This window comes from Georgenia phoenicis, assembly GCF_047302425.1.
Classification (GTDB): Bacteria; Actinomycetota; Actinomycetes; order Actinomycetales; family Actinomycetaceae; genus Oceanitalea.
This window is the reverse complement of the sequence record NZ_CP154855.1, coordinates 3636376-3662969: the sequence shown is the minus strand read 5'-3', so window position 1 is coordinate 3662969 and position 26594 is coordinate 3636376. Positions and strand designations below refer to the sequence as shown.

22 protein-coding genes and 2 tRNA genes are annotated in these 26594 nt (G+C 74.1%); 13 read left to right on the top strand and 11 right to left on the bottom strand.

The genetic code is table 11. The annotated features are described in order from the left end of the window. The first annotated feature begins 117 nt into the window (after positions 1-117). Positions 118-1047 (top strand): universal stress protein, encoded by a 930-nt coding sequence (locus AA0005_RS17315; RefSeq protein ID WP_413451327.1) that lies wholly within the window; start codon positions 118-120, stop codon positions 1045-1047. A gap of 84 nt (positions 1048-1131) precedes the next feature. Next, positions 1132-1950, top strand: coding sequence for a dimethylargininase (gene ddaH / locus AA0005_RS17310; protein ID WP_413451326.1), 819 nt, complete (start codon positions 1132-1134; stop codon positions 1948-1950). A 13-nt stretch (positions 1951-1963) separates the two neighbouring features. On the opposite strand, the gene AA0005_RS17305 is transcribed toward ddaH, so the two are convergent. From AA0005_RS17305 to AA0005_RS17290, 4 genes are read right to left on the bottom strand one after another with little or no spacing between them, the layout of a single operon-like run. Beyond that, entirely contained in the window at positions 1964-2419 is a 456-nt protein-coding gene (locus AA0005_RS17305; protein WP_413451325.1) for a hypothetical protein, read from the bottom strand. A gap of 18 nt (positions 2420-2437) precedes the next feature. After that, on the bottom strand, positions 2438-2884 hold the full coding sequence (locus tag AA0005_RS17300; RefSeq protein WP_413451324.1) for a hypothetical protein: 447 nt from the start codon (positions 2882-2884) through the stop codon (positions 2438-2440). Next, positions 2881-4368 carry a hypothetical protein gene (locus tag AA0005_RS17295; RefSeq protein ID WP_413451323.1) on the bottom strand — a complete coding sequence of 496 codons (1488 nt, stop codon included), beginning with the start codon at positions 4366-4368 and terminating at the stop codon, positions 2881-2883. The genes AA0005_RS17300 and AA0005_RS17295 overlap by 4 nt, the downstream gene beginning before the upstream one ends. Continuing rightward, positions 4365-5264, bottom strand: a complete 900-nt coding sequence (locus AA0005_RS17290; protein ID WP_413451322.1) for a hypothetical protein — start codon at positions 5262-5264, stop codon at positions 4365-4367. Before AA0005_RS17290 ends, AA0005_RS17295 begins: the two co-directional genes overlap by 4 nt. Positions 5265-5600: 336 nt before the next feature. Between AA0005_RS17290 and AA0005_RS17285 the strand changes: the two genes are divergently transcribed. Further along, on the top strand, positions 5601-6875 hold the full coding sequence (locus AA0005_RS17285; protein ID WP_413451321.1) for an O-succinylhomoserine sulfhydrylase: 1275 nt from the start codon (positions 5601-5603) through the stop codon (positions 6873-6875). A 102-nt stretch (positions 6876-6977) separates the two neighbouring features. Here the strand turns inward: AA0005_RS17285 and AA0005_RS17280 are convergent, their stop codons facing one another. Then, entirely contained in the window at positions 6978-7412 is a 435-nt protein-coding gene (locus AA0005_RS17280) for an SRPBCC family protein (protein WP_413451320.1), read from the bottom strand. 55 nt (positions 7413-7467) lie between these two features. Between AA0005_RS17280 and AA0005_RS17275 the strand changes: the two genes are divergently transcribed. The 3 genes from AA0005_RS17275 to AA0005_RS17265 all read left to right on the top strand — a co-directional run bounded on the left by AA0005_RS17275 (position 7468) and on the right by AA0005_RS17265 (position 12312). Continuing rightward, positions 7468-7540, top strand: a tRNA-Arg gene (locus tag AA0005_RS17275). Between the two features lie 225 nt (positions 7541-7765). Continuing rightward, positions 7766-12046: a hypothetical protein gene (locus AA0005_RS17270; protein WP_413451319.1), complete on the top strand. Its 4281-nt coding sequence runs from the start codon at positions 7766-7768 to the stop codon at positions 12044-12046. A gap of 29 nt (positions 12047-12075) precedes the next feature. Beyond that, the gene (locus tag AA0005_RS17265; RefSeq protein ID WP_413451318.1) at positions 12076-12312 is read left to right on the top strand and encodes a hypothetical protein; all 237 of its coding nucleotides are present in this window, start codon (positions 12076-12078) and stop codon (positions 12310-12312) included. Positions 12313-12316: 4 nt separating this feature from the next. Here the strand turns inward: AA0005_RS17265 and mscL are convergent, their stop codons facing one another. Both mscL and AA0005_RS17255 read right to left on the bottom strand, forming a co-directional pair. Next, complete coding sequence (mscL, locus tag AA0005_RS17260; protein ID WP_413451317.1) at positions 12317-12721, bottom strand: large conductance mechanosensitive channel protein MscL; 405 nt, start codon at positions 12719-12721, stop codon at positions 12317-12319. A gap of 89 nt (positions 12722-12810) precedes the next feature. After that, positions 12811-13473, bottom strand: a complete 663-nt coding sequence (locus AA0005_RS17255; RefSeq protein ID WP_413451316.1) for an RcpC/CpaB family pilus assembly protein — start codon at positions 13471-13473, stop codon at positions 12811-12813. Between the two features lie 141 nt (positions 13474-13614). On the opposite strand from AA0005_RS17255, the gene AA0005_RS17250 reads away from it, so the two are divergent. After that, entirely contained in the window at positions 13615-16218 is a 2604-nt protein-coding gene (locus tag AA0005_RS17250) for a penicillin acylase family protein (RefSeq protein WP_413451315.1), read from the top strand. Between the two features lie 46 nt (positions 16219-16264). Here AA0005_RS17250 and AA0005_RS17245 read toward each other — a convergent pair whose 3' ends face one another. Further along, positions 16265-16921: a 5-formyltetrahydrofolate cyclo-ligase gene (locus AA0005_RS17245; RefSeq protein WP_413451314.1), complete on the bottom strand. Its 657-nt coding sequence runs from the start codon at positions 16919-16921 to the stop codon at positions 16265-16267. A gap of 87 nt (positions 16922-17008) precedes the next feature. On the opposite strand from AA0005_RS17245, the gene AA0005_RS17240 reads away from it, so the two are divergent. Genes AA0005_RS17240 through AA0005_RS17225 form a run of 4 tightly spaced genes read left to right on the top strand, consistent with a single transcriptional unit; the run spans position 17009 to position 20901 of the window. Next, positions 17009-17971 (top strand): UTP--glucose-1-phosphate uridylyltransferase, encoded by a 963-nt coding sequence (locus tag AA0005_RS17240; protein WP_413451313.1) that lies wholly within the window; start codon positions 17009-17011, stop codon positions 17969-17971. Next, positions 17968-19182, top strand: a complete 1215-nt coding sequence (gene glp / locus AA0005_RS17235) for a gephyrin-like molybdotransferase Glp (protein WP_413451312.1) — start codon at positions 17968-17970, stop codon at positions 19180-19182. The genes AA0005_RS17240 and glp overlap by 4 nt, the downstream gene beginning before the upstream one ends. Further along, positions 19182-19793 (top strand): GNAT family N-acetyltransferase, encoded by a 612-nt coding sequence (locus AA0005_RS17230; RefSeq protein ID WP_413451311.1) that lies wholly within the window; start codon positions 19182-19184, stop codon positions 19791-19793. The genes glp and AA0005_RS17230 overlap by 1 nt, the downstream gene beginning before the upstream one ends. 10 nt (positions 19794-19803) lie before the next feature. Continuing rightward, on the top strand, positions 19804-20901 hold the full coding sequence (locus AA0005_RS17225) for a hypothetical protein (protein ID WP_413451310.1): 1098 nt from the start codon (positions 19804-19806) through the stop codon (positions 20899-20901). A 326-nt stretch (positions 20902-21227) separates the two neighbouring features. Here AA0005_RS17225 and AA0005_RS17220 read toward each other — a convergent pair whose 3' ends face one another. Beyond that, positions 21228-22451 carry an arginine deiminase gene (locus tag AA0005_RS17220; RefSeq protein WP_413451309.1) on the bottom strand — a complete coding sequence of 408 codons (1224 nt, stop codon included), beginning with the start codon at positions 22449-22451 and terminating at the stop codon, positions 21228-21230. 149 nt (positions 22452-22600) lie between these two features. On the opposite strand from AA0005_RS17220, the gene AA0005_RS17215 reads away from it, so the two are divergent. Both AA0005_RS17215 and AA0005_RS17210 read left to right on the top strand, forming a co-directional pair. After that, positions 22601-22676 (top strand) — tRNA-Ala (locus AA0005_RS17215). Between the two features lie 715 nt (positions 22677-23391). Next, a complete protein-coding gene (locus AA0005_RS17210; RefSeq protein WP_413451308.1) occupies positions 23392-24270 on the top strand; it encodes a hypothetical protein in 879 nt (292 codons plus the stop codon). A 114-nt stretch (positions 24271-24384) separates the two neighbouring features. Here AA0005_RS17210 and AA0005_RS17205 read toward each other — a convergent pair whose 3' ends face one another. Together AA0005_RS17205 and AA0005_RS17200 are read right to left on the bottom strand one after the other, a co-directional pair. After that, positions 24385-25203, bottom strand: a complete 819-nt coding sequence (locus AA0005_RS17205; RefSeq protein ID WP_413451307.1) for an AAA family ATPase — start codon at positions 25201-25203, stop codon at positions 24385-24387. Continuing rightward, entirely contained in the window at positions 25200-26594 is a 1395-nt protein-coding gene (locus tag AA0005_RS17200) for a Mu transposase C-terminal domain-containing protein (RefSeq protein ID WP_413451306.1), read from the bottom strand. Before AA0005_RS17200 ends, AA0005_RS17205 begins: the two co-directional genes overlap by 4 nt.

Below are 26594 nucleotides of genomic sequence, written 5' to 3'. Positions count from 1 at the left end.
CGTCGGACGGGCCCGCACCGAGTCGGTGCGGGCCCGTCCGCGTCCCGCCCCGAAGTGCCGCCACGCCGCGCGCGAGGGAGCACAATGGGGGCAACGGCTCCCGACCTGGAGGGTGACATGCCCCGCGAGAACGTCGTCATCGTCGGTGTGGACGGCTCGGAGACGAGCACGGCCGCGCTCGACTGGGCAGCGGCCGAGGCGCGCCGCCTCGGCTGGCGCCTGCACGTCGTGTGCGCCTACGCGGTTCCCGCCTTCACGGTCGCCTCGCTCGACGGCGGCTTCGCGGCCGTCGACGACTCCGCCATCCAGGCAGGTGCGCAGGCCGTCCTCGACGAGGCCGTCCTGCGGGTGGGCGAGGACATCGAGGTCACCTCCGCCCTCGAGCTCGGGGACCCGACCGGTGTGCTCGTCGAGCTCTCCCGCCAGGCCGGGCTCGCCGTCGTCGGCACCCGCGGCGGCGGCGGCTTCGCCGACCGCCTCCTCGGCAACGTCTCCTCCTCCCTGCCCGCCCACGCCCACTGCCCCACCGTCGTCGTGCCCCGCACCCCGGAGGGCCAGCCCGGCTTCACCCCCGTGCGCCGCATGGTCGTCGGGGTGGACGGCTCCGAGTCGGCCACCATCGCGCTGCGCCGCGCGGTGGACGAGGCCGTGCTGTGGGACGCCCACCTCACCGCCGTCGCCGCCGTCCCGATCGGTGGCGGCTCCGGCTCCCTCGCCTGGCTGCCCGCCGCCGTCGACCGCGACGACGTCCTCGCCGACGTCAAGGTCGGTCTCAACGTCGCCGTCGAGCGGGCCGTGGAGGGGCGCGAGGTGCGCATCAGCCAGCACGCCCTCGACGGGAATGCCGCCGCCCTCCTCGCCGAGTTCTCGACGGCGGTCGACCTCGTCGTCGTCGGCTCCCGCGGCCGCGGCGGCTTCGCGGGCCTGCTCATGGGCTCGACCAGCCAGGCCGTGCTCCACCACGCCGTCTGCCCCGTCATGGTCGTCCCCGCCCGCTCCGTGCGCGAGGAGGCGAGCCCCACCGACGTCCCGTGGCGCCGCCGCTGACGTGTCGAGGCTCACGCGCCCACGTCCGCCGCTGCGCCCGGGTGTGCCTAGGCTCTAGGCACACCCGAGACGAAAGGGGCTGCCGTGCGGCCAACCCGCCACGCGACGCCTCGGCACTTCCTCATGTGCCGGCCGACGTACTTCACCGTGAGCTACGAGATCAACCCGTGGATGCACCCCACCGTGCCGACCGACACGGACCTGGCGGTCGCGCAGTGGCAGGAGCTCCACGACACCTATGTCCGGCTCGGCCACCGCATCGAGCTCATCGACCCGATCGAGGGACTGCCGGACATGGTCTACGCCGCCAACGGCGGCCTCGTGAGCGACGGCGTCATGTACACCGCGAAGTTCACCTACCCCCAGCGCATGCCCGAGGGGCCCGCCTACGCGCAGTGGTTCGCCGACCGGGGCTACCGCGTGCACGAGGCCACCGAGACCAACGAGGGTGAGGGCGACATCCTCACCGTGGGGAACTACGTGCTCGCCGGCACCGGCTTCCGCACCTCCACCGCCTCGCACACCGAGCTGCAGGAGGTCATCGGCAAGCCGGTCATCACCCTCCAGCTCGTCGACCCGCGGTTCTACCACCTCGACACCGCGCTCATGGTGCTGTCCGACACGGAGATCGCCTACTACCCGCAGGCCTTCAGCGAGGGCAGCCGCCGGGTGCTCGAGCGGCTCTTCCCCGACGCCGTCATCGCCACCGAGGCCGACGCCGTCGTCCTCGGGCTCAACGGGGTGAGCGACGGCCGCCACGTCATCCACAACCCGCGCGCCGCCGACCTGGCCGCGGCGCTCGCCGAGCGGGGCTTCGAGCCCATCGGCATCGACACCTCCGAGCTGCTCAAGGGCGGCGGCGGGGCCAAGTGCTGCACGCTGGAGATCCGCGCGGCTCAGTAGCCGTCCGCGCCCGTCAGCCCGGCCAGCCGGCCTGGCGGGCGCGGTCCAGCCAGCCGAGGTCGACGGCGGAGGCGGGTGCGCCGGCGGCGACCTCGACCACCCGCCGGGCGTCCTCCACCACGGGGGAGTCGACGACGCCGTCCCACAGCTCGCCGAGCACGGCACGGGCGTCCTCGGCCGCGGAGAGCAGGAAGCTGCGCGCGGCCTCGATCGCGGCGAGGGTCTGCGCCGCGGCGTCCGCGTGCTCGCGCAGCGCGAGGGCGACGTCCTCGACCCGGTCCGCGCCGCGGGTCGTGGCCTCGGCGTGCTCCCCGAGCGTCGCCTCGTACTCCTGCGCCGCGACCGAGCGCCAGCCGATCGTCTCCCGCAGGGCGATCAGCTCGGTGCCGAGCTCGCGCACCTGCCCTGCGACGTCGTCCATCTGCCCGGCGAGGGCGTGCAGCTCCTCGGGGGTCTCAGCCAGTCCCACGGTCCTCCTCCCGGTCCCTCACGGCCGCCAGCCGGGGTCGGCGGCGGGTGGTCCGAAGCGCTCGTACAGGGCGTCCGGCCGTGCCCCCTGGAGGGGCATGCCGAGGTCGCGGGCATCGAGGACGGTCCCGTCGGGTGTGCCGAGCACGGTGCTGACGTCGGTGGGGACGAAGGCCGCGGTGTCCCAGCCGGCGTGGACGAGGCTGTCGAGCAGCGCCAGCTGCTCGGCCGGGTCCGTGCTGGAGGTCTCCGCCTCGATGACGACCTGCCGCCCCCACGTCGCACCCGAGCGCACCTGGGCCTGCGCCGTCGACACGGTGTCCAGCGCACCGAGCTCGGTGGTGAGCCGCTCGCTCTCGGCGGCGAGGTCGACGGCGGGGGAGGGCGGGGCGGGGGCGCTCGTGGCGCCCTCGGCGCAGCCGAGGAGGAGGAGCCCGACCGCGCACGCGGCCAGCAGCCGCCTCACCGGTGCTCCTGGGTGACGTCGTACTGGAAGACCTGCGCCTGCCCCGAGCGCACCTGGGCGAACTGCCCCTCCAGCCCCTCGAGCGCGCGGGCGAGGGCGGGGTCGTGGGCGGCCTGCTCGGTGAGGAGGGCGGCGGTCTCGACGTAGACGGCGCCCATGTGCGCGGTGATGGGATCGCCCTCGGCCACGTCCTGGGCGCCGTGGGCGTCGCGGACGACGGTCGTCCAGCCCGCGCTCGCGGGGTTGGGGCTGCCGTCGAGGCGGGGCACGGGGTCCTGGGTGTGCTCGATGCTGAGGACGGCGACGTCGGGCGGGACGTCCATGCCGGCGATCGGGGAGCCGGCGGTGACGATCTGCGTGACGTTGAGCCCGGTGCCCGGGTCCGCGGCCAGCGCGGCCGCGACGATGCCGCCCTGGCTGTGCCCGGCGAGCGTGACCGGCTGGGACTGCAGCTCGGCGAGCGGCACCCCCTGCTGCTCCGCGAGCTCGCTCATCGCCTGGTGCACGGCCTCGACCACGGCCGCCTCCATCGCGGTGTCGTAACCCGCCATGAGGCGGAGGTTGGTGGCGAGGTTCGAGGGGTTGGTGCCCGACTCCGGTGCCCAGTCCTGCGTCCCGGGGATCTCGACGATCCAGCTGTGCCCGCCCGCGCCGTCGGGCACGGCGGTGACCCGGACCTGGGAGCCGCCCGGGCCGCCCAGCTGCGCGATGTTCCCGAACAGCGACGCCAGGCTGTCGGCGGCGGGGCTGGTCACCGAGGGGGCCGGGGTGACGACGGGCGTGCCGTCGGCGAGGAGCCCGAGCAGCCCGCCGGCGCCGACGACGCCGGCGACGACCTGCTCGTAGGTCAGCGGGACGGGCGGGAAGGTCCACGGGGTGAGCGCGCTGAGGACGAGCGGCACCTCGGTACCGAGCACCCACGGCAGTCCGGAGACGATCGACTCGGTGACCCACGGGTGGTCGTAGAGCTCGCCGAGGACGGCGTCGCCCGGCCGCTCCCCGACCTCCTCGAGCCAGGCGGCGAAGGCGTCGGGCGTGAGGGCGTCGGCGACGTCGTCGGGCAGGGCGTCCAGGGCGGCGGACGTCACGCCGAGCCCCGCTGCCGTGAGGACGGCCCCGTTGAGGAGGACGACGCCGGTCACCGTCTCCCCGAGCTCGGCGAGCCGTGCCAGGGCGGCGTCCGTCTCCTCGTAGGCGGTGGCCGAGCCCCGCAGGAACGCGGCGGCGGCCTCGTACTCCAGCGCCAGCCAGGCCAGCCCCTCCGGCGGCAGCTGCGCCCCGGCCACCTCACCGAGCACCCGTGCCCCCGTCAGCGGGGAGAGCACCTGAGAGGCCAGGACGGCGTGGTGGACCGCGACGGCGGCCACCCGCTCCGCGAGCTCCCTGGCGACGTCGCCCGCGGCGTCGAGGGCGTCGGCGGTGGCGCGCATGTCCTCGACGCGCGCGAGGATGCCGCCCGCCCCTCCGGTGACGGTGAGGGTCACAGCACCTCCTCGGCGTGGAGCAGGCCGGTGAGCGCGGTGAGCAGCGCGTTGCGCACCCGCAGGAGGTCGGTGCGGCGCAGCGTGACGCCGTGGGCGCTCGCGTCGACGAGCTCGACGACGTCCGCGTCGGTCCACAGCCACACCCCGTGGAAGGCGAGGGTCGCGTCGTCGTGCCGCCGCGCCGCGCTCACGCACGCCCCACCGGTGAGCGAGGTGGAGATGGCGCCGAGGACGGCGAGCGCGGAGGCAGGAAGCCCGGACAGGTGGGCGGCGACGTCCGCGCGCCCCGAGCGCAGCGCCTGCGCGATGGCTGCCGACTCCGGCCAGCCCACCCGCACCGGGGACCGGTCGGTGGGCGCGCCGCCGCTCACGTGGGCGGGCAGCGCGCGCATGACCTCGGCGAGCAGCCCACCGGCGGCGGAGAGGGCGACCTCGACGACGGGCTCCTGCTCCAGGGCGGGTTCCCCGGTGGCGGTGCGGGTGAGGCGGCGACGGCGCGCCAGGGCAGCGGTCCGTCCCTCGCTCCACCCGACGGCCTGGTTGACGACGACGTCCCCCGACCACGAGGAGACGTCCACGCGGAGGTCCGGGTCGAGGAGCATGAGCATCCCGAGCACGCACGGCGGCGTGAGCCCGGTGACGTCGTCCCCGTCGGGCACGTGGGTGGCCAGCCCCCGCAGCTGCAGGCTCGCCCAGGCACGGACCCGCTCGTCGGGGGTGAGCGGCTGGTCCGGGTCGAGCCCGAAGGCCTCGGGACCGAAGCCGGCGGGTGCCTGCGCGTCCGGGACGTGGGAGAGGAGGGCCCGCTGCAGCACCGTCCACTCGGCGACGTCGAGGCGGAGGTGAGCGACGCGGCTGCGCCCCTGGCGAGCCTGCTGAACGGTCTGCGCGGACATGGTGCCCCCTTCTCCGACGCGCCCCCGCGCGTCCTGACGCCCATCCTCACGGCGCGCGACCTGCGTGACCATGGGGAGAAGTGCCCATCCGAACGGCCGTCGGCACGATCCCTCGCGCGCCGTCGTCCTGCGAAGGGCGGAGGCCGGTCTCATCCCCGGCGCCTCCGGTGTGCCGTCCCGTCCGACTGGTGGGACCGGCGCCCGCGGCGGGAGCCAGGGCGCGTCCGGCGTGGCTAGCCTCGGGACGACCCATCCAGAGCAGCCGAGAGACCTGGCTCGTCGACGCTGCAGCAACCCGGCCCACGGGTGCTCCCGCCAGGACGCGATGGAGGAACCATGACGACATCGACCACCCGCCCCGCCTGTCCCGGCCCCGGCGGCTATCCGGAGCCCGACCCGGCGTGGGGCAGCGCCACCCGCGCCGTCCACGCAGGCCACGAGCGGACCGGCTTCCACGAGACCTCCGAGGCCCTCTTCCTCACCCAGGGCTTCGTCTACGCGGCCGCCGCCGACGCCGAGGCGGCCTTCGAGGGGGAGGCGGACCGCTTCACCTACAGCCGCTACGAGAACCCCACGGTGCGGACCTTCGAGGAGCGGCTGCGCGCGCTCGAGGGCGCCGAGGCCTGCGCGGCGACGGCCACCGGCATGTCCGCCGTCTTCTCCACCCTCGCCGCGGTCGTGCGCAGCGGCTCGCGGGTGGTGGCTGGACGCGCCCTCTTCGGCTCGACGATCACACTGCTCGAGGACGTCCTCGGGGGCTGGGGCGTGGTCACCGAGTACGTCGACGCGCACGACCTGGAGGACTGGCGCCGGGCGCTGGCGACCCCCGCGGACGTCGTCCTTTTCGAGACACCGTCCAACCCGATGCAGGACATCGTCGACGTCGCCGCGGTGAGCGCGCTCGCCCACGCCGCGGGCGCCGTCGTCGTCGTCGACAACGTCTTCGCCACCCCGGTGCTGCAGCGCACGCTGCCCCAGGGGGCCGACGTCGTCGTCTACTCGGCCACGAAGCACATCGACGGGCAGGGGCGGACGATGGGCGGCGCCGTCCTCGGCAGCCGCGAGTTCGTCGAGGGGCCGCTGCGGCTCGTGCTGCGCACGACCGGCCCCTCCCTCAGCCCCTTCAACGCCTGGGTGCTCCTCAAGGGCCTGGAGACGCTGCCGCTGCGGGTGCGCGCGCAGAGCGACGCCGCCCTCGAGCTGGCCCGCTGGCTGGAGACGCTCCCCGGCGTGGGCCAGGTGCGCCACCCCTTCCTCGACTCCCACCCGCAGGTGGCGCTGGCCCGGGCGCAGATGAGCGGCGGGGGGAGCGTCGTCACCTTCGACCTCGCCGTCGACGGCCGGCCCGCCACCCGAGAGGAGACCTTCACCTTCCTCGACGCGCTGCGCCTCGTCCTCATCTCCAACAACCTCGGCGACGCGAAGTCGCTGGTCACCCACCCGGCGACGACGACGCACCGCCGGCTCGGTCCCGAGGGCCGGGCGCGCGTGGGCATCAGCGACGCGACGGTGCGGCTGTCCGTGGGCCTGGAGGAGCAGGCGGACCTGCGGGCGGACATCGCGCAGGCGCTCGCGGCCGTGAGGGTGCCGGCCACCGTGGCGAGCGTCTGAGTGTCGTAATCCTGCGCACAAGTCCGAGCGCGCCGGCTTGCATCAAGTCCGCAGCCTTGAGGCTCGGCGTGTCGCCGAGCGTGTCGCGGACCTGTGCGCAGATCAGCGGCGGCCGGCCGCGCGGCGGCGGACCGAGCGGTCGATGCGCCACAGCGCGAGGGCGGTCATCGCCTCGAGGGAGGGGCGCAGCAGCGCCCCGGTCAGCCGGCGGGGGAGCGGGCCGCGCAGGTGGACGCCGTCCTCGGCCCAGTCGACGACGGAGCGGCCCGGGCCGGCCGGCCGCACGGTGATGACGACCTCCCCGAGCAGCACCGGGCCGGTCTTGACCAGCCGCAGCTCGTGGGGCGGGTCGGCGCGGGTGACGCGCATGCGGTCGACGAGCGCGAGCGCCGAGCGCCCCACCACCTCGTCGCCCTCCCGCAGGGCCCGCGCCGGGGCGCTCACCCGGGTGAGGGGGATCCAGCGGCCGTGGTGCCGCGCGGCGGTGACGACGGCGTAGGCCCACTCCGGCGGCAGGTCGAGCGTGCGGCTGGCCATGGCCCTGACCCTATGTGCGTGCGGCCCGGCCCGCCGAGTACGCTGGGCCCGCCCCGCCTCCGTAGCTCAGGGGATAGAGCACCGCTCTCCTAAAGCGGGTGTCGGCAGTTCGAATCTGCCCGGAGGCACCGACGTGCGGTCCCCGTCCGGCCCTTCTGAGGTTGTGACAGGGATCACAACCACTTGTACGGAGGTTGGGTCTTGCGCTCCGACGAAAGGTGGAGCATGATACTGCTCATAGGGCGTGACGCCTGCCCCCCGTGTGCGTCACGCCCTATCTTCATGCCTGGGCACTTTTCCGCGCCCCGGCGGGTCGCACGGGCCATCGGCGCCCGGCTCGTTAGCGTGGACGGATGACCCCTTCACCGCTCTTCGCCCGCCCGCCCGGCGGACACCGCCGCGGCGGAGGACAGGGTCCCGTCGGCGTCGTCGGTGGTCAGCCCGCCGAGCCGGACACCGGAACCCGCGCGCGCACCGTCGAGGACGCCGCCCAGCAGTGGCGCGAGCGCCTCGTCGCCCTCAGCGGCGTGAGCGCCCTGTCGGACGTCACCATGCTCGGCGAGGCGGTCATCGACCTCACCGCCGCCCACCCCTCCGGGATCGCCCAGCTGTACTCCGGCCGCGCCACCCGGCTGTCCAACCTCGTCCGCGAGGGCGGTGCGCTCGTCGCGGCCCGCCGCTCGGCCCGCACCGTCGTGGCCCGCACCGACGAGCTCGCCCAGCGCTACGGGGTCGCCCCCACCTACCTCGCGGCCGGCATCGCGACGTGGACGGAGTTCCCGCGGCCCGCACCCGTGAGCGACGACGCCGTCGAGGCGGACGACGCCGAGGACGAGGCCGCCGAGAGCGCGACGTCCGAGAGTGCGGCGCCCGAGCCGCGCACCGTGCGCGCACCCGTGCTGCTGCGCCCGGTGCGGCTCACGAGCCGCGGCGGGCAGGTCACCGACCCCGAGCTCGCGCTCGAGCCGGTGGTCGACGTCAACGCCGTGCTCGTGCGGGCCCTGCGCTCCCGCGGGGTCAGCGCCGACATCCACGCCATCGCGGCCGCGGCCCTCACCTCCGACGGCTTCTCCCCGCGCGTGGCGCTGGGCCGGCTCGCCCTGCTCGGCGAGGAGCACCTGCCCGACTTCACGCTCGAGGAGCGCGTCCTCATCGGCCCCTTCGTCCACCCCGGCCAGGTGCTCGTCGAGGACCTCGAGGCCATGCACGACGACCTCGTCGGCCACGACGTCGTCGCCGCCCTCGCCGGCGACGAGGACGCCCGCGCCGCCCTCGACCGCCCGCTGCCCGAGCGCTCCGGCGCCGACCGCCAGCCGCAGGCCGAGCGCGGGGTGGGGGACCTCGACCCCGACCAGCAGCGCGTCATCGACGCCGTCGCCGCCGGCACGGACCTCTTCATCGACGCGCCCCCCGGGGCCGACGTCCCGGCCACGCTCGCCGCCGTCGTCGCCGACGCCGTCGCCTCCGGCCGCCGGGTGCTCTACGTCCCCGGCACCCGGCGCGTGGCGCACGCGCTCGTCGAGGAGCTCGCGGGGCTCGGGCTGAGCGAGCTCGTTCTCGACCTGTCCACCGACACCGGCTGGCGGGCCGCCGCCCCGGCCGAGCTGCGCGCCGGGCTCGCGGCGCCCGAGCCGCCGAGCGAGGTCGACACCGTCCGCGCCGTCCGGGCCGAGCTCGTCTCGGTGCGCGAACGCCTCGCCGCCTACGTCACCGCCCTTCACACGGCGCGCCAGCCCTGGGGCTGCTCCGCCCACGCCGCCCTGCTCGCCCTGGCCGAGCTGACGGCCGCCCGGCCAGGACCCCGCACCGAGGTCCGCCTGTCCTCCGCCACCGTCCGCGAGCTCACCGGGGAGCAGCGCGAGCACGCCCGCGAGCGGCTCGTCCGGGCCGCCTCGCTCGGTGCCTTCGACCTGCGGCCGCACGACACCCCCTGGTACGGCGCGCGCCTCGACAGCGCCGACGCCGCGCGGCAGGCCCTCGAGCGCACCCAGCGCCTGGGCGCGCTCGAGCTGCCGCGCGTCCTCGAGGACGTCGAGCGCACCACCCGCGAGACCGGGCTGACCGAGGCCGGGACCCTGCGCGGCTGGCTCGAGCAGCTGGAGATGCTCGACGGCGTCCGCTCGGCCCTCGACGTCTTCGTCCCCCAGGTCTTCGAGCGCTCCGCGGCCGACATGGTCATCGCCACCTCGACGAGGGCGTGGCGCAAGGAGCACGGCGTGACGATGCCGATGGGCACCCGCCGCCGCCTGCGCAAGCAGGCCAAGGACCTGCTGCGTCCCGGCCGCCCCGTCGCCGACCTCCACGCCGAGCTGGTCCACGTCCAGGAGCAGCGGGAGGTGTGGCGCCGCCACTGCCCCGGCGGGGGCTGGCCGCGGCTGCCCGAGGGCCTGTCGGAGATGACCCGCCACGCGCGCAGCGTCGAGAAGGACGTCCTGGCTCTCCAGGACGTCGTCGGCGCCGGCGCGGGCAAGCCCGACCTCCTCGACCTGCCCCTCGCCGAGCTCGCCTCGTTCATGGCCGACCTCGGTGGCGACGGCGAAGCCGTGCGCCTCATGCCCGAGCGCACCGCCGTCCTCGCCGAGCTCGAGTCGCTCGGCCTGGGCGAGCTCGTCGCCGACCTCACCGGGCGCCGGGTGGTGGCCGCCGTCGCCGGCGCCGAGCTCGACCTCGCCTGGTGGACCTCGGTGCTCGAGGAGATCCTCCGCACCGACCCGGACCTCGCCGGCTACGACGGCCCGGGCCTCGTCGCCCTCGCCGAGCGCTTCCGGGAGCTGGACGCCGCCCACGTGGCCACCCTGCCCGGCCCGGTGCGCCGCGCCGTCGTCCGCCGGATGCAGGCCCTCGTCCGCGACCGTCGTGACGAGGCCGCCCAGCTCGAGGAGGAGCTCGCCGCCGGGCGCGGCGCCGACCTGCGCCGCATCCACGCGCGCCACCCCGAGCTCGTCGGCGCGATCCGGCCCGGCTGGGTGGTGCCGCCCGTGCTCGTGCCCCAGCTGCTGCCCCCCACCCGCTGCGTCGACCTCGTCGTCCTCGACGGCGTCCACCACCTGCCGACCGAGCAGGCGGTCGGCGCGATCACGCGCGGCCGCCAGGTCGTGCTCGTCGGTGACTCCCGCCGCGGCGGCGACGGTCTCGTCGCCGAGCTCGCCCCGCTGCTCCCCGCCCTCACCCTGCCGACCGACCGCGCCGAGCGCGAGGAGTCGATCGCCGCGTTCCTCGCCGCCCACGGCTACGGCGACGTCATCCAGCCCGTGCCCGACCCGCCCGCTCCCGGCCGGGTCACCCTCGAGCTCGTCGAGGGCTTCGGGATGCCCGCCCCCGGCGCGGACGCCGTCGAGAGCGTCCAGGCGGAGGTGGACCGCGTCGTCGACCTCGTCATCGAGCACGCGCTCACCGCGCCGGACCAGTCCCTCGCGGTCGTCGCGCTCAACGCCCGCCACGCCGACCGCGTGCGCGAGGCGGTCATCTCGGCCGTCTCCGGCTCCTCGGCCGTGGCCGCGTTCTTCGCCGCCGACCGGGAGGAGCCCTTCGTTGTCGTCGACGCCGACGGCGCGGGCGGCCTGCGCCGCGACACCGTCCTCCTCACCCTCGGCTACGCCAAGACCCCGCACGGCCGCGTGCTCCACAGCTTCGGCGCGGTGAGCGGCCCCGACGGCAAGGCGTGCCTCATCGACGCGCTCGACGCCGTGCGCGAGCGGCTCGTCGTCGTCTCGTGCATCGGCCCCGGGGAGATCGACCGCGAGCGGCTCCACACCCCCGGGCCGCTGCTGCTCGCCGACCTCATCGACTGGGCGGCCGACCCCCAGCCGGTCGAGGACAACGGCGCCGCCGTCGCCGCACCCGACCCCCTCCTCGTCGACCTCGCCGAGCGCCTGTGGCGCCTCGGGCTCACGGTCGTGCCCCAGTACGGCGTCGAGGGCGGGGTGCGGATCCCGCTCGCGATCGGGCACCCGGACCTGCCCGGTGAGCTGCTCGTCGCCGTCCTCACCGACGACGCCGCGTACGTCGCCGAGCCCAACCTGCGCCGCCGCGAGCGGCACTGGGTACAGCGGCTCGCCTCCCGCGGCTGGCGCGTCCACATGGCCTTCTCCACCGCCGTCTTCACCGACCCGCAGCGGGAGGCGGAGACGATCGTCGCGCTCGTGCTCGACGTCGTCGACGCCCGCCGCCGCGCCACCGACCCCGTGCGGCCGCCCGCGGCCGCGCTGCCGGTCGAGCTCGCCGACGACGACGCCGCGGTCCCCGCCCCGACGCAGGACGACGCGGCGGCCGAGCCGGAGCAGGGCGACGTGACCGCGGCGCCGGCTGACGCTGCCGACGCGCAGGACGCCGCCGCCACGGGGCCTGCGGACGCTCCGGTGGCCGAGAGCGAGTCGGGCCCGGCCGAGGAGCCGGCGGCCGAGCCGGAGCCGACCGTGCTGGAGCGCGGGCCGCGGCCCCCGGTCACCCCAGGGCTGCCGGTCGGCGCCTACTCCGACGACGAGCTCGACGACCTTGCCGCGTGGATCTGTTCCGACGGCGGGGAGCGGGACGAGGCCGCCCTCGTCGAGGCGCTGCGCGAGGAGCTCGCGCTCACCCGCCGCGGGCTGGAGGTCGACTCCGTGCTGCGGGCCGTCGCCTCCCGCCACCGCTGATGGCGCGCCGCGGCACGCACCGGCGTGTGGTGTCCCCACCGACGCGGCTGGGGGCGAGCGAGGAAGGCGCGCTCGTCCCCACCGAGCCGCCGGCTCGGCCCGTGCGTGCCGCGGACCAGCCGCCGGCGCGCCCGGCGCAGCGCCCCGCCCCGGAACCGGTCCTGCCGGACCGGGCGGCGGAGGACACCGACGCTGCCTGGGGCGAGCTCCCCGAGGGCTCCGACGACGCCCGCTACCTCCGCGACAAGCCCCCGCACTGGCAGTAGCTGCTTACGGGCGCCCGCTCTGCTCCTTGAGGAGGTCGCGGATCTCCTGGAGCAGCAGGACGTCCTCGGCCGGCGCCTGCGGCTCCGGCTCCTTCCCGCGCTTGCGGCGCTCCTGGAACGTGTTCATCGGCATGACGAAGACGAAGTAGACGACCGCCGCGGTGATGAGGAAGACGACGACCGCGTTGATGATCGCCGCGAGGTCGACGAAGGTGTCCTCCCGGCCGGGGACGATCGCGAAGCCGACGGTGCCCTCGACCTGCGTGCCGCCGATCGCGTTGACCACGGGCGTGATGATGCTCGAGACGACCGTGTTGACGATCGCCGTGAAGGCCGAGCCGATGACGACGGCGACGGCCAGGTCGATGACGTTCCCGCGGGTGATGAAGTCCCGGAATCCCTTGAGCACAGCCCACTCCTCCAGTTCCCGGGAACGGCCGTCCCGGCGCACCGCACCCTAGTCCTGCCCCACCTCCTCCCTCTCGCCGGCAGCGTGCGCTACCCCGGCAGGACCACCCGCAGCGGCGCCCACGCGCTGGCCCCGACGACGTCCGGGGCCGCCGCCCGGGGCACCGCGACGAAGACGAGCGAGGCGGGCTCCTCACCTCCGAGCAGGCCGCCTCCGCCGCCCTCCTCCAGGGCCATGACGAGCGCGCCCGCCGCCACGACCCGCGCGCTGCCCTCGCTCGCCGCGGCGTCCGCCGTCGCCGCGAGGAGGTCCACCCGGTCACCCGGGCGCAGCGTGCCCGCCACGGCCGGGTCCGCCAGCCGCACCGGCACGACGACGTCCCCCGCCGGCGTGCCGGCCGCCAGCCCGGGCCCCACCAGCACCTGCGCCGCGAGCGGGAAGCCCTCCGGCAGCCCGACCGCCACCCGCTCCCCGACCGCCTCGGTGGGGGCGCGCAGCATCCGCGCCGCCACCAGCTCACGCGGCAGCCGGGCCGTGACGACGTCCCCCTCGGCCAGCCGGGTGCCCGCGGCCACGTCCCGCGCCGTGACCACGACGGCGACCGTCGCCGGCGGCGGGGGACGCAGCTCGTGGACCACCGTCCCGACCGCGCACACGACACCCGCCGCCAGCAGCGCGTGCCGCCAGCGCCAGAGGGTGCGGCGCAGGCGCACCCGGCGGCGACGGGACGGTGGCAGCGGCGCGGCGGGCATGGCGCGACCGTAGGCCGCGGCCCCGCCCGGCCGCGCCGGGTGGTGGCGACACTGGGGACGGAGGGTGCGCCGCCGTCGCCGGGGGAGGAGCGTCCGCGTGGACGGCCACCGGAAGTCGGCGCCTGCGGATACCCTCGGCACGTGCGTGGCTCCCACCTTCTGCAGCGCCTGGCGATCATCGTCGCGGCCGTCCTCGTCGTCGTCCTCGTCGCCGGCGTGGCGCTCGCCGCCGTCCTCGTGCGGCGCCCGCTGCCGGACTACGGCGGTGAGACGACGCTGCGGGTGCTGTCCTCCGAGGTCGAGGTCGTGCGTGACGAGCGCGGCGTGCCGCACATCTACGCCGACACCGACAGCGACCTCATGCGCGCCCAGGGCTACGTCCACGCGCAGGACCGCTTCTTCGAGATGGACTACCGCCGGCACGTGACCGCCGGCCGCGTCTCCGAGCTCGTCGGTGAGAACGACAGCGCGCTGGCCGCCGACCAGGTCATCCGCACCCTCGGCTGGCGGCGCGTCGCCGAGCAGGAGTGGGATCTGCTCAGCGAGGAGAGCCGGGCGCTGTTCGAGGCCTACGCCGAGGGCGTCAACGCCTACCTCGACTCCCGCGAGGCGAGCCAGCTCGGCGTCGAGTACACCGTCCTCGGTGTCGTCACCGAGCTCGGTGAGATCGCCCCGTGGACCCCGATCGACTCCCTCGCCTGGCTCAAGGCGATGGCCTGGGACCTCGCGGCCAACAACGACGACGAGCTCGGCCGCGCCACCGCCGTGCGGGCCCTGGGCGGGGACGTCGCCCGCGTCGAGGAGATCTACCCCTCCTACCCCGAGGCCCAGAACCTCCCGATCATCCCGCCGCCGGACGCCACCGCCCCCGAGGCGAGCGTCGAGGACGCCTCCTGGACCCCGCCCCCCGGGGCGCTCGACGCCGTCGAGAGCGCCTACGCCGCCGTCCAGGCCACCCCGCGGCTGCTCGGCGAGGGGGAGGGCATCGGCTCCAACTCCTTCGTCGTCTCCGGCGAGCACACCGCCACCGGAATCCCCGTCCTCGCCAACGACCCGCACCTGGGCATCAGCGCCCCGGGCATCTGGCACCAGGTCGGCCTGCACTGCCGCGAGGTCACCACGCTGTGCACCTTCGACGTCGCCGGCTTCGACTTCGCCGGGATGCCGGGCGTCATCATCGGCCACAACGCCGACCTCGCGTGGGGGCTGACCAACCTCGGCGCCGACGTCGTCGACTTCTTCCTCGAGCGCGTGTACGACGACGGCACCTACCTGCGGGGCGGGGAGCGCGTGCCCCTCACCCGGCGCACCGAGACGATCGCCGTCAACGGCGGCACGGACGTCTCGCTGGGCGTCGCGGCCACCGCACACGGCCCCATCGTCTCCGGGATCCTGCCCGAGACGGCGGCCGCCAACAGCTCACCGGTCCCCGACAACGCGCCCTCGCCCGGCTTCGGCGGCTACGCCGTCGCCATGTCGTGGACGGCGCTGACGCCGGGACGCACCGGGGACGCGATCTTCGCCCTCAACAGGGCGACGAACGCCGACGACGTCGCGGCGGCGGCCGCGCTCTTCGAGGTGCCCGCGCAGAACATCGTCTTCGCCACGACCGACGGCGACATCGGCTACCAGGCGCCCGGGCGCATCCCGGTGCGCCAGGACGTCACCGACGGTCCGGTGCCCTCCGACGGCAGCTGGCCGCGGCCCGGCTGGGACGGGCGCTACGACTGGGCTGGCTACGTGCCCGCCCAGGACATGCCGCGCGTGCTCAACCCCGCGGAGGGCTTCATCGTCGCGGCCAACCAGGCCGTGCTGCCCGCCGGGCAGGGACCGTTCCTCACTCGTGACTGGGACTACGGCTTCCGGTCCCAGCGGCTGCGCGAGCTCATCTCCGGTGCGGTCGCCGACGGCACCGCCATCGACGCCGAGTGGGCCAACGCCGCGATGAACGACGAGGCCAGTGCCTACGCCGAGCTGCTCGTGCCCACGCTGCTCGAGGTCACCGTCCCCGACGCCTTTGTCCGGGAGGCCGTCGACCTGCTCGTCGACTGGGCGGAGGCCGACTACCAGCAGGACGACGACTCCGCCGCGGCGGCCTACTTCGCCGCGGTGTGGGCCAACCTCCTCGACCTCACCTTTGCCGACGATCTGCCCGCCGACCTCGCACCCGACGGCGGCAGTCGCTGGCTCGTCGTCGTCGACCGCCTGCTCGAGGACCCGACGAGCGCGTGGTGGGACGACCGCCGCACGATCAACCTCGTCGAGAGCCGGGACGAGATCCTGCTCCAGGCGCTGGTCGCCGCCCGCAACGAGCTCACCCAGACGCTGGGGAAGGACCCCTCCGACTGGCAGTGGTCACGCCTGCACGTCGCCGCACCGGAGCACCCGGTCCTCGGCGACGGCGTCCCGGCGCCCGTCTCGTGGTTCGCCAACCCCAGCCCCGTGGGCGTGGGCGGTGGCTCGAGCATCGTCAACGCGACCGGCTGGAACGCCAGCGCCGAGGTGGACGGGCGGCGGGACTACCGGGTGACGAGCGTGCCCTCGATGCGCATGGCCGTCGAGCTCGGCGACCTCGACCAGTCGCTGTGGGTCAACTTCACCGGCGTCTCCGGGCACCCTGCGGACGCCCACTACGACGACCAGCTCGAGGCCTGGGCGGCCGGCGAGGCCTTCCCCTGGCCCTTCTCCCGTGACGCGGTCGACGAGGCCGCCGAGAGCACCCGCACCCTCCACCAGCCGGGCTGACGGCACCCGCGGCTGCCGGGTCCTCCCGCGGCCGGCCACGGGGGTGTCAGGAGGCCTGGTCGTGCCCGTTGCGCGCGAAGGGCGAGCCGTCGATGAGGAACCAGCGCTCCTCGGTGATGACGGCGTCGACGAGGAGGTCGTGCTCGGCCCGGGGCAGCGGCGCGTCCGTGACGAGCTCGGCCTCGTGGACCATGGCGAACACCGGGGCCTCGGGGGCGCGGTGGAGCAGCGCCCGGTCGTACCAGCCGCCGCCCTGGCCCAGGCGCACCCCGCGCTGGTCGACGGCGAGCGCCGGCGCGATGACGACCTCCGCGTGGGCGAGCGCCTCGGGCGGCAGCACCTCCCCGGCCGGTTCCGGCGGACGGCCCGGGGCGCGGGGCTCGAGCTCGTCGCGGCTGGTGAACTCCCCCCAGCAGCGGGCCAGACCCGGACCCAGGACGGGCAGCAGCACGCGCACCCCGCGCGCGTGGAGCGCGTCGATGAGGGCGCTGGTGTCCGGCTCGGTGGGGACCGAGACGTAGGCGGCCACGCAGCGCGCGTCACCGACGGCCTGGACGGCGTGCTCCGCGAAGGTCGCCGCGGCCTCCTCCCGCTGCCGCTGCGAGCGTGCGGCCCGGGCGGTGCGGACAGTCTCACGCAGGGCCTGCTTGGCGTCCTCCAGCTCCAGTCCGGTCGTGCTGGGGAAGCGGATCGCCGTCGACATGGCTCCAGTGTTCCACGCCGGCCCCGCCGCGTGGGGCTGCACCGCGCTCCTCCGGCGGACGCGCCGGGTGCTCGGTAGCCTTCGACCATGACGCAGCAGAACTTCATCCCGGTCCGCAAGGCAGTCGTCCCGGTGGCCGGGCTCGGTACCCGATTCGTGCCGGCCACCAAGGCGGTGGCCAAGGAGATGCTGCCGGTCGTGGACCGGCCGGCGATCCAGTACGTCGTGGAGGAGGTGGCCGCAGCGGGCATCGAGGACGTCCTGCTCGTCACCGCGCGCGGCAAGTCCGCGATCGAGGACCACTTCGACCGCAACGTCGAGCTCGAGGCGGCCCTCGAGGCCAAGGGCGACGAGGACCGCCTCGCCGAGGTGCGCCGCCCCACCGGCCTCGCCGACATCCACGCCGTGCGGCAGGGCACGCCCAAGGGCCTGGGCCACGCGGTGCTCTGCGGCCGTGAGCACGTGGGCGACGAGCCCTTCGCCGTCCTCCTCGGCGACGACCTCATCGACGCCCGCGACCCGATCCTTCCGACGATGATCGACGTCCAGCAGCGCCTCGGCGGGTCCGTCATCGCGCTGCTCGAGGTCGAGCCCTCGCAGATCAACCTCTACGGCGCCGCCGCCGTCGAGCCGGTCTCCCTGGCCGGCATCCCCGACGGCGACGTCGTCACGGTCACCGAGCTCGTCGAGAAGCCCGCCGTCGAGGAGGCCCCCTCCAACCTCGCCGTCATCGGCCGGTACGTCCTGTCCCCGGCGGTCTTCGAGGTCCTGGAGAACACGGCCCCCGGCCGCGGCAACGAGATCCAGCTGACCGACGCGCTGCAGACCCTCGCGCGCATGCCCGCCGACGAGGGCGGCGGCGTCCACGGCGTCGTCTTCCGCGGCCGCCGCTACGACACCGGCGACAAGCTCGACTACCTCAAGGCCGTCGTCCAGCTCGCCGTCGACCGTGAGGACCTCGGCCCGGACTTCTCCGCCTGGCTCGAGCAGTTCGTCGCCGGCCGCCACGTCGAGCTCAGCTCCGACCCCGCCGCGAGCCACCCCCGGTGAGGAGCGTCCAGGAGCACCTCGCCGCGTGCCTCGCGGCCGTCGGCCCGCAGCCGCCCCTCGAGGTGGTCCTTGCCGACGCCGTCGGGTGCGTGCTCGCCGAGGACGTGCTCGCCTCCCGCGACCTCCCGCTCGCGGACGTCGCCTCGCTCGACGGCTACGCCCTGCGTGCCGCCGACGTCGCGGACGCTACGCCGTCGTCGCCGGTGGCGCTGCGGGTGCTCGACGAGATCCGGGCAGGGAGCGTCGAGCGCACCCGCCTGCCCGCCGGTGCCTGCGTGCGCATCGCCTCGGGGGCTCCGCTGCCGGTCGAGGCCGACGCCGTCGTGCCGGTCGAGCAGACGGACCGGGGGACCGCGAAGGTCGAGGTCCGCACCGCCCCCGCCGTCGGTGAGAACGTCAACCGGCGGGCGCAGGACGTGCGCGCCGGGGAGGTCGTCCTCCCGGCGGGGGAGCGGGTGGGGGCGCGGCAGGTCGCGCTGCTGTCCGCCGTCGGGCGCGGTCGGGTGACGGTGCACCCGCGGCCGCGCGTCGTCGTCGTCTCCGTCGGTGACGAGCTCGTCGAACCGGGACAGACCGCCGCCGCGGGCCAGGTCTACGACGCGAACGGGCACGCGCTGGCCGCCGCCCTCCACGACGCCGGCGCCGCCACCTACCGGGTCGCCGCGGTGCCGGACCAGCGCGGGCCGCTGCGCGAGACCCTCGAGGACCAGCTCGTGCGCGCCGACCTCGTCGTCACGACCGGCGGCCTGAGCCACGGCTCCAACGACACCGTCAAGGAGGTCCTCGCCCCTCTCGGCACGGTGCGCTTCGACAACGTCGCGATGTGGCCCGGGCGCCAGCTCGGCCTCGGGCACATCGGCGAGGGCACCCCGATCTTCGCGCTCCCGGGGGACCCGGTGGCCGCGCAGGTCGCCTACGAGGTGTTCCTGCGGCCGGCGGTGCTGTCGATGGCCGGCTACAGCGAGCTCTACCGCCCGACGGTGACGGCGACGGCGACGTCCGGCTGGTACTCCCCGTCCGGCCGCCGGGAGTTCGTCCGCGTCACGCTCACCGGTTCGCCGCGCGAGGGCTACCGCGCCGCGCCGGTCGGCTCGCCGGGCAAGCTGCTGCTCAGCTCGCTGGCTCGCGCCAACGCGCTGGCCGTCGTCCCGGAGGACCTCACCGACGTCACCGAGGGCACCGCGCTCTCCTGCCTCGTCCTGGACGCCTGATGCTCGAGCACGGCGGTGTCCGGCTGCGCCTCCTGCGCTACGGGGACCGTGCGGCCTGGGAGAGCGTGCGGCGGCGCAACGCCGAGTGGCTGCGGCCGTGGGAGGCCACCAGCCCGGTGCCGGCGGCGCCGGTCGGCTTCCGGGACTACGTCGCGCAGAGCCGTCGGCAGGGCAAGCGGGGTGAGGCGCTGACCTTCGTCATCGAGGCCGACGGCGAGCTCGTGGGCCAGCTCTCGGTCTCCTCGATCACCCTGGGGGCGCTGCGCGGCGCCTCGATCGGGTACTGGGTGGACCAGGCCGTCGCCGGCCGGGGGATCACGCCCACCGCGGTCGCGATCGCCACCGACTACTGCTTCACGGTGCTGCGCCTGCACCGCATCGAGATCAACATCCGCCCCGAGAACACGGCGAGCCTGCGCGTGGTGGAGAAGCTCGGCTTCCGTGACGAGGGCCTGCGCGAGCGCTACCTCCACATCGACGGCGACTGGCGCGACCACCGGACCTTCGCGCTCGTCGCCGAGGAGGTGCCCGAGGGGCTGCTCGAGCGCTGGATCCGCACCCGCGGGAGACACGCCGCCGACGATCCCGGCGGCGGTGCGGAGCGCGGCTAGTTTCGTGTCTGTGGATGTTCAGGGGTGGGTGGTCGTCGGACTGGCCCTCCTCCTGTTCGGGTACCTGGTCCCTCACCTCGTGCACACCCGCCACCAGATGGCGGAGTCACGGGTGGAGGACCGCTTCTCCGGCACGCTGCGGGTGGTCACCACCGGGGCGACGGCGAGACGGTCGTCCGCGGGGGAGCACCACGGCACCCGGGAGAGCAGACCGTACCTCCACGATCCACGACGACGAACGGAGGCACCCGCCGTGAACAGGCCCACCACCCCCAGCGAGCGGGCTGCCGCCGAGGCGCGCCGCCTTGCCCAGCTGCGCGCCGCGCGCGCCGCGGAGATCAGCCGCCGCAAGGCCGCCGCCAAGCGCCGGCTCGTGCTCACGGTTGTCCTGCTCCTCGCGAGCGTCGGTGGCTGGATCGGCTTCGGTCTGGGTGCCGTGTCGGTCGCGCTCGGTGTCGTGCCGACCGTGCTGCTCGGAGCCGTCCTCGTCCTGGGCCGCCGCGCCGCCAAGATCGCCGCCCGCCGCAACGCCGCCGACCGCGCCGCCATGGCGCGCCTGGCCCCGCGGCCGGCCCCGGCACGCACGCGCCCCGCACCCTCCGCGCGCCCGGCGACGGCGCGTCCGGGCGCTTCCGCCGCGAGCGGTGGCTCCGCTGCCGAGCCCGCGGCCACCACGGTCGAGCCGACCGCCACCACCGCCGAGCCCGCCACCACCGCCGAGCCCGTGGAGGCGACGGCGCCCGCCGCGGGGGTCGAGGACCCGTCCGCCGCCGCCGACGCACCCGCTGCCTCCACGGAGGCGGCCGAGCCGGCGCCGGCCGAGCAGGCGCGCGGCTGGACCCCGGTCCAGGTGCCCGCCCCCACCTACACGCTCAAGGCCTCCGCACCCCGCCGGGACATCGCTCCCTACGAGGCGCCCGAGCCGCAGCCGGTGGCCCAGCCCGCCGCCCAGGCGCCCGAGCCGCTCGTCCTCTCCGGCCTGGCGGGATCGCCGTACGCGCCCGTCGCCGACCCCGAGCCGGAGGCGGCGCCCGTCGCCGAGGTCGCGCCCGCTGCCGGCCTGGACCTCGACTCCGTCCTCGCCCGCCGCCGCGCCGTCGGCGCCTGAGGCTCCCCCCGCCGCTGCGTGGGGACGCGCCTTGCGTCGTCCGCGAGGCGGTCGGCAGGGGGTGCGCTGTGAGGGCCTGTCGGCAGAGCGGGAGCGGAGTCGCTTGCAGCGAGCGCTGCGCCCGCTCACCGAGATCGGGTTCGACCGTCGGGACCAGTGATGGGTCAGCGACCGCTGCTCCCGTCTGGCTGGCACGATCCCGCTCAGCCGCCGTCATGTCGCGTTGCCCCGTCACCGGTCCCGCCTAGCACTGTGTCCGCCGCGGTGAGGGCCGCGACCATAAGTGCACTATCGGTGAGGGGGACGAGGACGTCGGTGGACCCGCGTCAGATGCCGTCGCGGATGGTCGGGCAGCTCATGCACCTGGGGCCGCCGCGGCCGCGGCCCAGCTCGGAGCCGGGGACCTCGATGACCTCCACCCCGTGGGAGCGCAGGTAGGCGTTGGTCGTCGTGTTCCGCTCGTAGGCGACGACGACGCCGGGTGCCAGGGCCAGGACGTTGCACGCGTCGTCCCACTGCTCCCGCTCCGCGCTGAGGGAGTCCTGCGCCGGGGTGAGGATGCGCAGGGAGTCCACGCCCAGCGCCTGGGCGATCGACGCGTGCATCTCCTCCGGCGGGTGGTCGGTGATGACGAGCTCGCCCTCGCCGTCCCCGGGCGTGATCCGGTAGGAGGGCAGCGCGCCGAGGCCGGCGTACTCGGTGAAGGTGTGGTCGTCGACCATCGTCATCACGGTGTCGAGGTGCATGAAGGCCCGCTCGTGCGGCATGGCCAGCGCCACCACCTGGGTGGCCGAGCCCGTCTCGAAGAGCCGCTGCGCCACCCGCTCCACGCCCTGCGGCGTCGTCCGTTCGCTCATCCCGACGAGCACCGCGCCGCGGCCCAGGACGAGGACGTCCCCGCCCTCGACGTTGATGCCGGTCCGCCCGCCGGCACCGCTCCACAGGTGGAAGTCCACGCCGCGGAAGTCCGGGTGGAAGCGGTAGATCGCCTGGTAGTGCAGCGACTCGCGCAGCCGGGAGCGCTTGCGCATGTTGCTCACGCCCACGCCGTCGTACACCCACGCGGAGGCGTCGCGCGTGTAGAGGTGGTTGGGCAGCGGTGGGACGACGAAGTCGTCCTCCCCGAGGACGTGCAGCGCCACCGACCGCGGCTCCTCGATCCGCTCGAGGAGCTCGCGCTTGGTGAGGCCGCCGACGAGGAGGGTGGTGAGCTCGCCGTCGTCGAGGGTGTCGACCATGTCCAGGACCGGGGCGACGCCCGCGGTGCCGAGCAGCGCCGGCCCGAAGGTCTGCTCGACGATGAGCGAGCGTGCGGCGGGGACGGCGAGCGTCTCGCGCAGCAGGTCGGTGAAGTAGCGGACGCGGACCCCCTGGTCGCGCAGCGCACCGGCGAAGGCGTCGTGCTCCTCCTCGGCGCGCTCCACCCACAGGACGTCGTCGAAGAGCAGCTCCTCACGGTTCTGCGGGGTGAGGCGGCGCATCTCGAGGCCGGGCCGGTGGAGGACGACCTCGTGGAGGCGGCCGACCTCGGAGTCCACGTGGTAGGTCATGGGGTCCTCGCCGTCGGGGTCAGGGGCGCCACTCAACGTACTGCGAGGAACCGTCTCCGGCCTGTCGACCCTGTGACCCAGGTCAAGGCGGGACCGGGTTCACTCCCTCCCGACGGCGGTGCTAAAGTGGGCACCGCTCGACCGAGCATGGGGCTATGGCGCAGTTGGTAGCGCGTCTCGTTCGCAATGAGAAGGTCGGGGGTTCGAATCCCCCTAGCTCCACCACCGGAAGGCCGCTGGTCCTGCACTACTGCAGGTCAGCGGCCTTCTCGTTCCGGGGACTCCTCACCGACGAGGACGGAGACCCCTGTGATTCCACGCGAGATTCCACGCGAAGCCCGCCTACGGCTGCCCACGAGTGCCCACGTCCCAGCACTGCACGCGGTGATCGGCCCGCACCTCACGAACATGAGCGAGCACACCGACACCCCACTGGATCGCACGCCGCTGTGGACCATGGACGACCTGTGCGCCAAGCTGCGCGTCGCCAAGAGCACGGTCCACAACCTGGCGCAAGCGCGGGACCGCCCCCAGGGCATACCGCATCGGTCGCCACCTGTACTTCGAGGACTCCGACGTGCGGGCATGGCTGGCTGCGCACGACGCGGACGCCGACGATGGCAGCGACGACTCCGAGTCGGGTTGGTGATCGCCGTGGCGCACCAGAAGTTGAAGCCAGGCGAGCACGGCGAGATCTTCATAACGACGCACAGGAGCGGAAGCCGACAGGCACGCGTGCGAATCCGGCTGCTCGACGGTACCGCGACCGAGGTATCCCGAAGCCGCAAGACTGCTCAGGAGGCGCGCGGAAGATCACCCATGGGCGAGGCTGCCATTCGCTAGCCCTCTTCCCCAGAGCGCCCAGGCCCTCAGTTCGCCGGGCGTCCAGGAGCGGCTCGTCGCGGAGGTCCTGGACTTCCAGCGCGAGCACGGCGCCACCATGCTCATTCCGCCCTACCTGTACTCCGCCAAGTTCTGTGACGGGTTCTTCGAGGTCAACCTGCAACTACTCCAGGCGTCGCATCGTTACCTGGACCGCGCTGGGATCGACCTGCCTGTCGTCCCTGTCTTTGCCGCGTCACTGCTCGAGTACGGCCCCCAAAAGGCATGGGCCGACGGAATCGACCGATACCTGGGCGTCACGGACACGCTCAACGCTCGGTTCGTTGCCCTTTCGTGGTCCACGAGCGCACCTGGCGCGGAGAGTTACGCCAAGCTCGCCCACCTCCTCGCCGCCACCCGTCACGCCAGTGCTCGACGGCCGGTCCTCGCCTGGCGCCAAGGCCTGTACGGGCTGGCGCTAGCAGCTGTCGGCGCTATTGGTTACGAGACCGGCGCGGGACAGTCGGAACGCTGCCACTATCCGGATTTTGCAGCAAACCGTCGGCCGCACGTTCGTGACGACGACGAAGAGTCGGGGGGCGGAGGTGCCGCAGGCATCTACTTTTCTACCTTCGGCCGCAGCATCCCTCGGAAGGTTGGAGGTGCTCTTCTCAGCAACCGCCAACTACGCGGCTCTCTGGTGTGCACCGAGCCTGCATGCTGCCCTGACGGTGCGACAAGCATGATCAACGAATGGCGCGAGCACGCGATCTACACCCGTTCGCGGGAGCTCCGCCATCTCGACCAGATCCCTCCGTCACTCCCATGGCGCATGAACCACCTCGCTCGGCAGACGGAACGTTCAGTCGCTGACGCGCGCCTCGCCAACAGCGTGCTCAGCAAGCAAGGTGTCAAGCAAAAGTTGCCAGAGAACACCTTCCGAAGCCTTGCTCGGGTTGCGGATGAACTGCGCGCACAAGCCACGCAGGTTGCGTAGTGCGCCGCTGCTGCCCTCTCAGAAATGATCATCTATGAGACGGCGCAGCGAGGGCGCCAGCTGTGGTCTACGCCGTTAGATGGCGGGGTTCTGTGGGTGGTATGTGGCGGTCAGTCAGTTGACGCCGATGACCAGGGTGCTGGCGGCGGCTTCGATGACGTCGTCGGTGATGGTGTCGAGCTCATTGATCTTCAGGATGCGCTCGACCTGGGGGAAGAGGCGTTCCAGGAGCCGGAAGTTTCCGCGAGTGATGCGGGCGATGGCGGCGATGGCTTGGGTGTCGGTGAAGTCCGCGGGATCGAGTGTCTTGCCGAGGGTTCCCCAGTGCCGTTGCAGGACGAAGAGCAGCTCGTCCTTGCCGAGCGGTCGATACTGGTGGGCGAAGCCGACGCGGCTGTAGAACTGCGGGTAGTGGCGGAACTGCTTCTCCAGGCCCGGCATGCCGATGAGGATGAGGGCGATGCTGTCGCGGTCGTAGCGGTCGCGCAGCAGTTCCAGAGCCGCGGCGCGGAGTCGTTCGGACTCATCGACGATGATCAGCTCCACGTAGTTCTCGAAGCGTCGCTTGCGTGAGGTCACTATCGGGCCCTGACCGACAGGGTGCAGGTGCTGGTCGATGCAGATGTTGGTACGGGTGACGACCTCGTGGAGTTCCTCCTGCAAGATCCGGGGGGTGGTCAGGACGCTGGGGGTGTAGAGCACGGTGCGGCTCTTGGCCAGCGCGGCGTAGACCTTCGCGTCATTCTCGGTGCGCGGGCCCCAGTCGGTCAGCAGGTCGTGGGTCTGGTGCCAGCGGGCGTAGCGGCGGGCGGACAGGGTCTTGCCCACGCCGGCGGGCCCGAAGCACAGGCCGATGGTGCCGCCGCGGCGTACGGCGTTGGCGAACTCGGTGAAGCGGCGGTGTTCCTTGGTCACGATGAAGCGCTGGTTCACCTCAGGTCCTCCTTGTAGACCTTCAACTTCCGTCGCGGTGCCGGCGGCGCCTGGGCCGGTGGGGGCAGGGAGGTGTGGCTGGCCACGACGGCGATGCGTTCGTTGATGCCTTCGCGCAGGGCGCGGCGGCGAGCGTTGCGGGCGGCTTGGATCTCTTTGAGGCTGACCTTCTGGCCGTGGTGGTCCTGGTTGACGGCCTTGCAGATGAACTCGTCGTGGTCGAAGACGCGGATCTCGGTGATGTCCCGGGGGTCGTAGCGGATGAGGACCGATCGGCCGACGTAACCGGCCAGGGTCGGTGAGACGTAGCGCAGGCCCTGGAAGTGGATGCCATCGCGGCGCACGATCCTTGTCTTGGCCACCGTCAGCAGCAGCCCGTCAAGGTCTTCCAGGCTCTCGGGCATGCGCGGCAGCCAGCCCTGCCCGATCCACGCAGCGCGTGGGGAGGTGCCGATCTCGCTGTGGGACCGGTCGTTGTAGATGGTGACGAACGATTCCAGAGCGGTGTCGAGCTCCGCAAGGGACAGCTTCGGCGTGGGCCAACGGTGGCCCTTGGTGATGTGTCCGGCCATGCCTGCCAGGAGCTCGGTGTTCACGGTCCCGAAGAACCTCTCCACCTTGCCGCGACCCTGCGGGCGCGCGACGGCAGAGTGGATGAGCCGGATATGCAAGTCCACGGCGGTGGCGGTGAGCTGGTGACTGATGAAGTCGCTGCCATGGTCGACGTAGAGCACGTCGGGGATGCCGCACATGGGCCAGGCGAGGTCGCTCTTGTGCCAGATCGCCTGCCGCAGCGCCAACGCGGTGTTCATCGCCGAGGGCGCGCCGAGGAAGACGGTGTAACCGCAGATCGCCCGGGAGTGGTCATCGATGATCGTGGTCAGCCACGGCCGGGCAGGGCTGCCGTCGGTGCCCACCACCAGGATGTCGAGCATGGTGTGGTCGGCCTGCCACATCGCGTTGGGGTGCTCGGCACGCCGGCGCAGCGCGAGTTCGTACTTGTCGCGATACGACGACGGACCTTCCAGGGCGAGGGTGACCATCCCCGGGTCAAGGCCGGTGACGATCGCGCGCACCACGCCGTAGGAGGGCACCGGCCATCCCTGCCCCTCGCAGATGGCACTGACCTTGCGGTGCATGGTGATAATCGACGGGCGCGGCTTGCTCAACGCCAGCCCTTCGACCAACGATACGAGCTGGGCGGGCAGGCGATGGCTGCCGGCGTCAGCGCGCCGTCGCGCACCGAGACCGGCATAGCCCTCGGTGCGGTAGCGGGCGTGCCAACGCTCCAGCGTGCGCAGCCCGACACCGGTGTCCCGGGCCAGGGCGGCGAGCGGGATCTGGTCCTCGACGTGAAGCCTGAGGATCTGCCAGCGCCCGGCCGCGTCCAT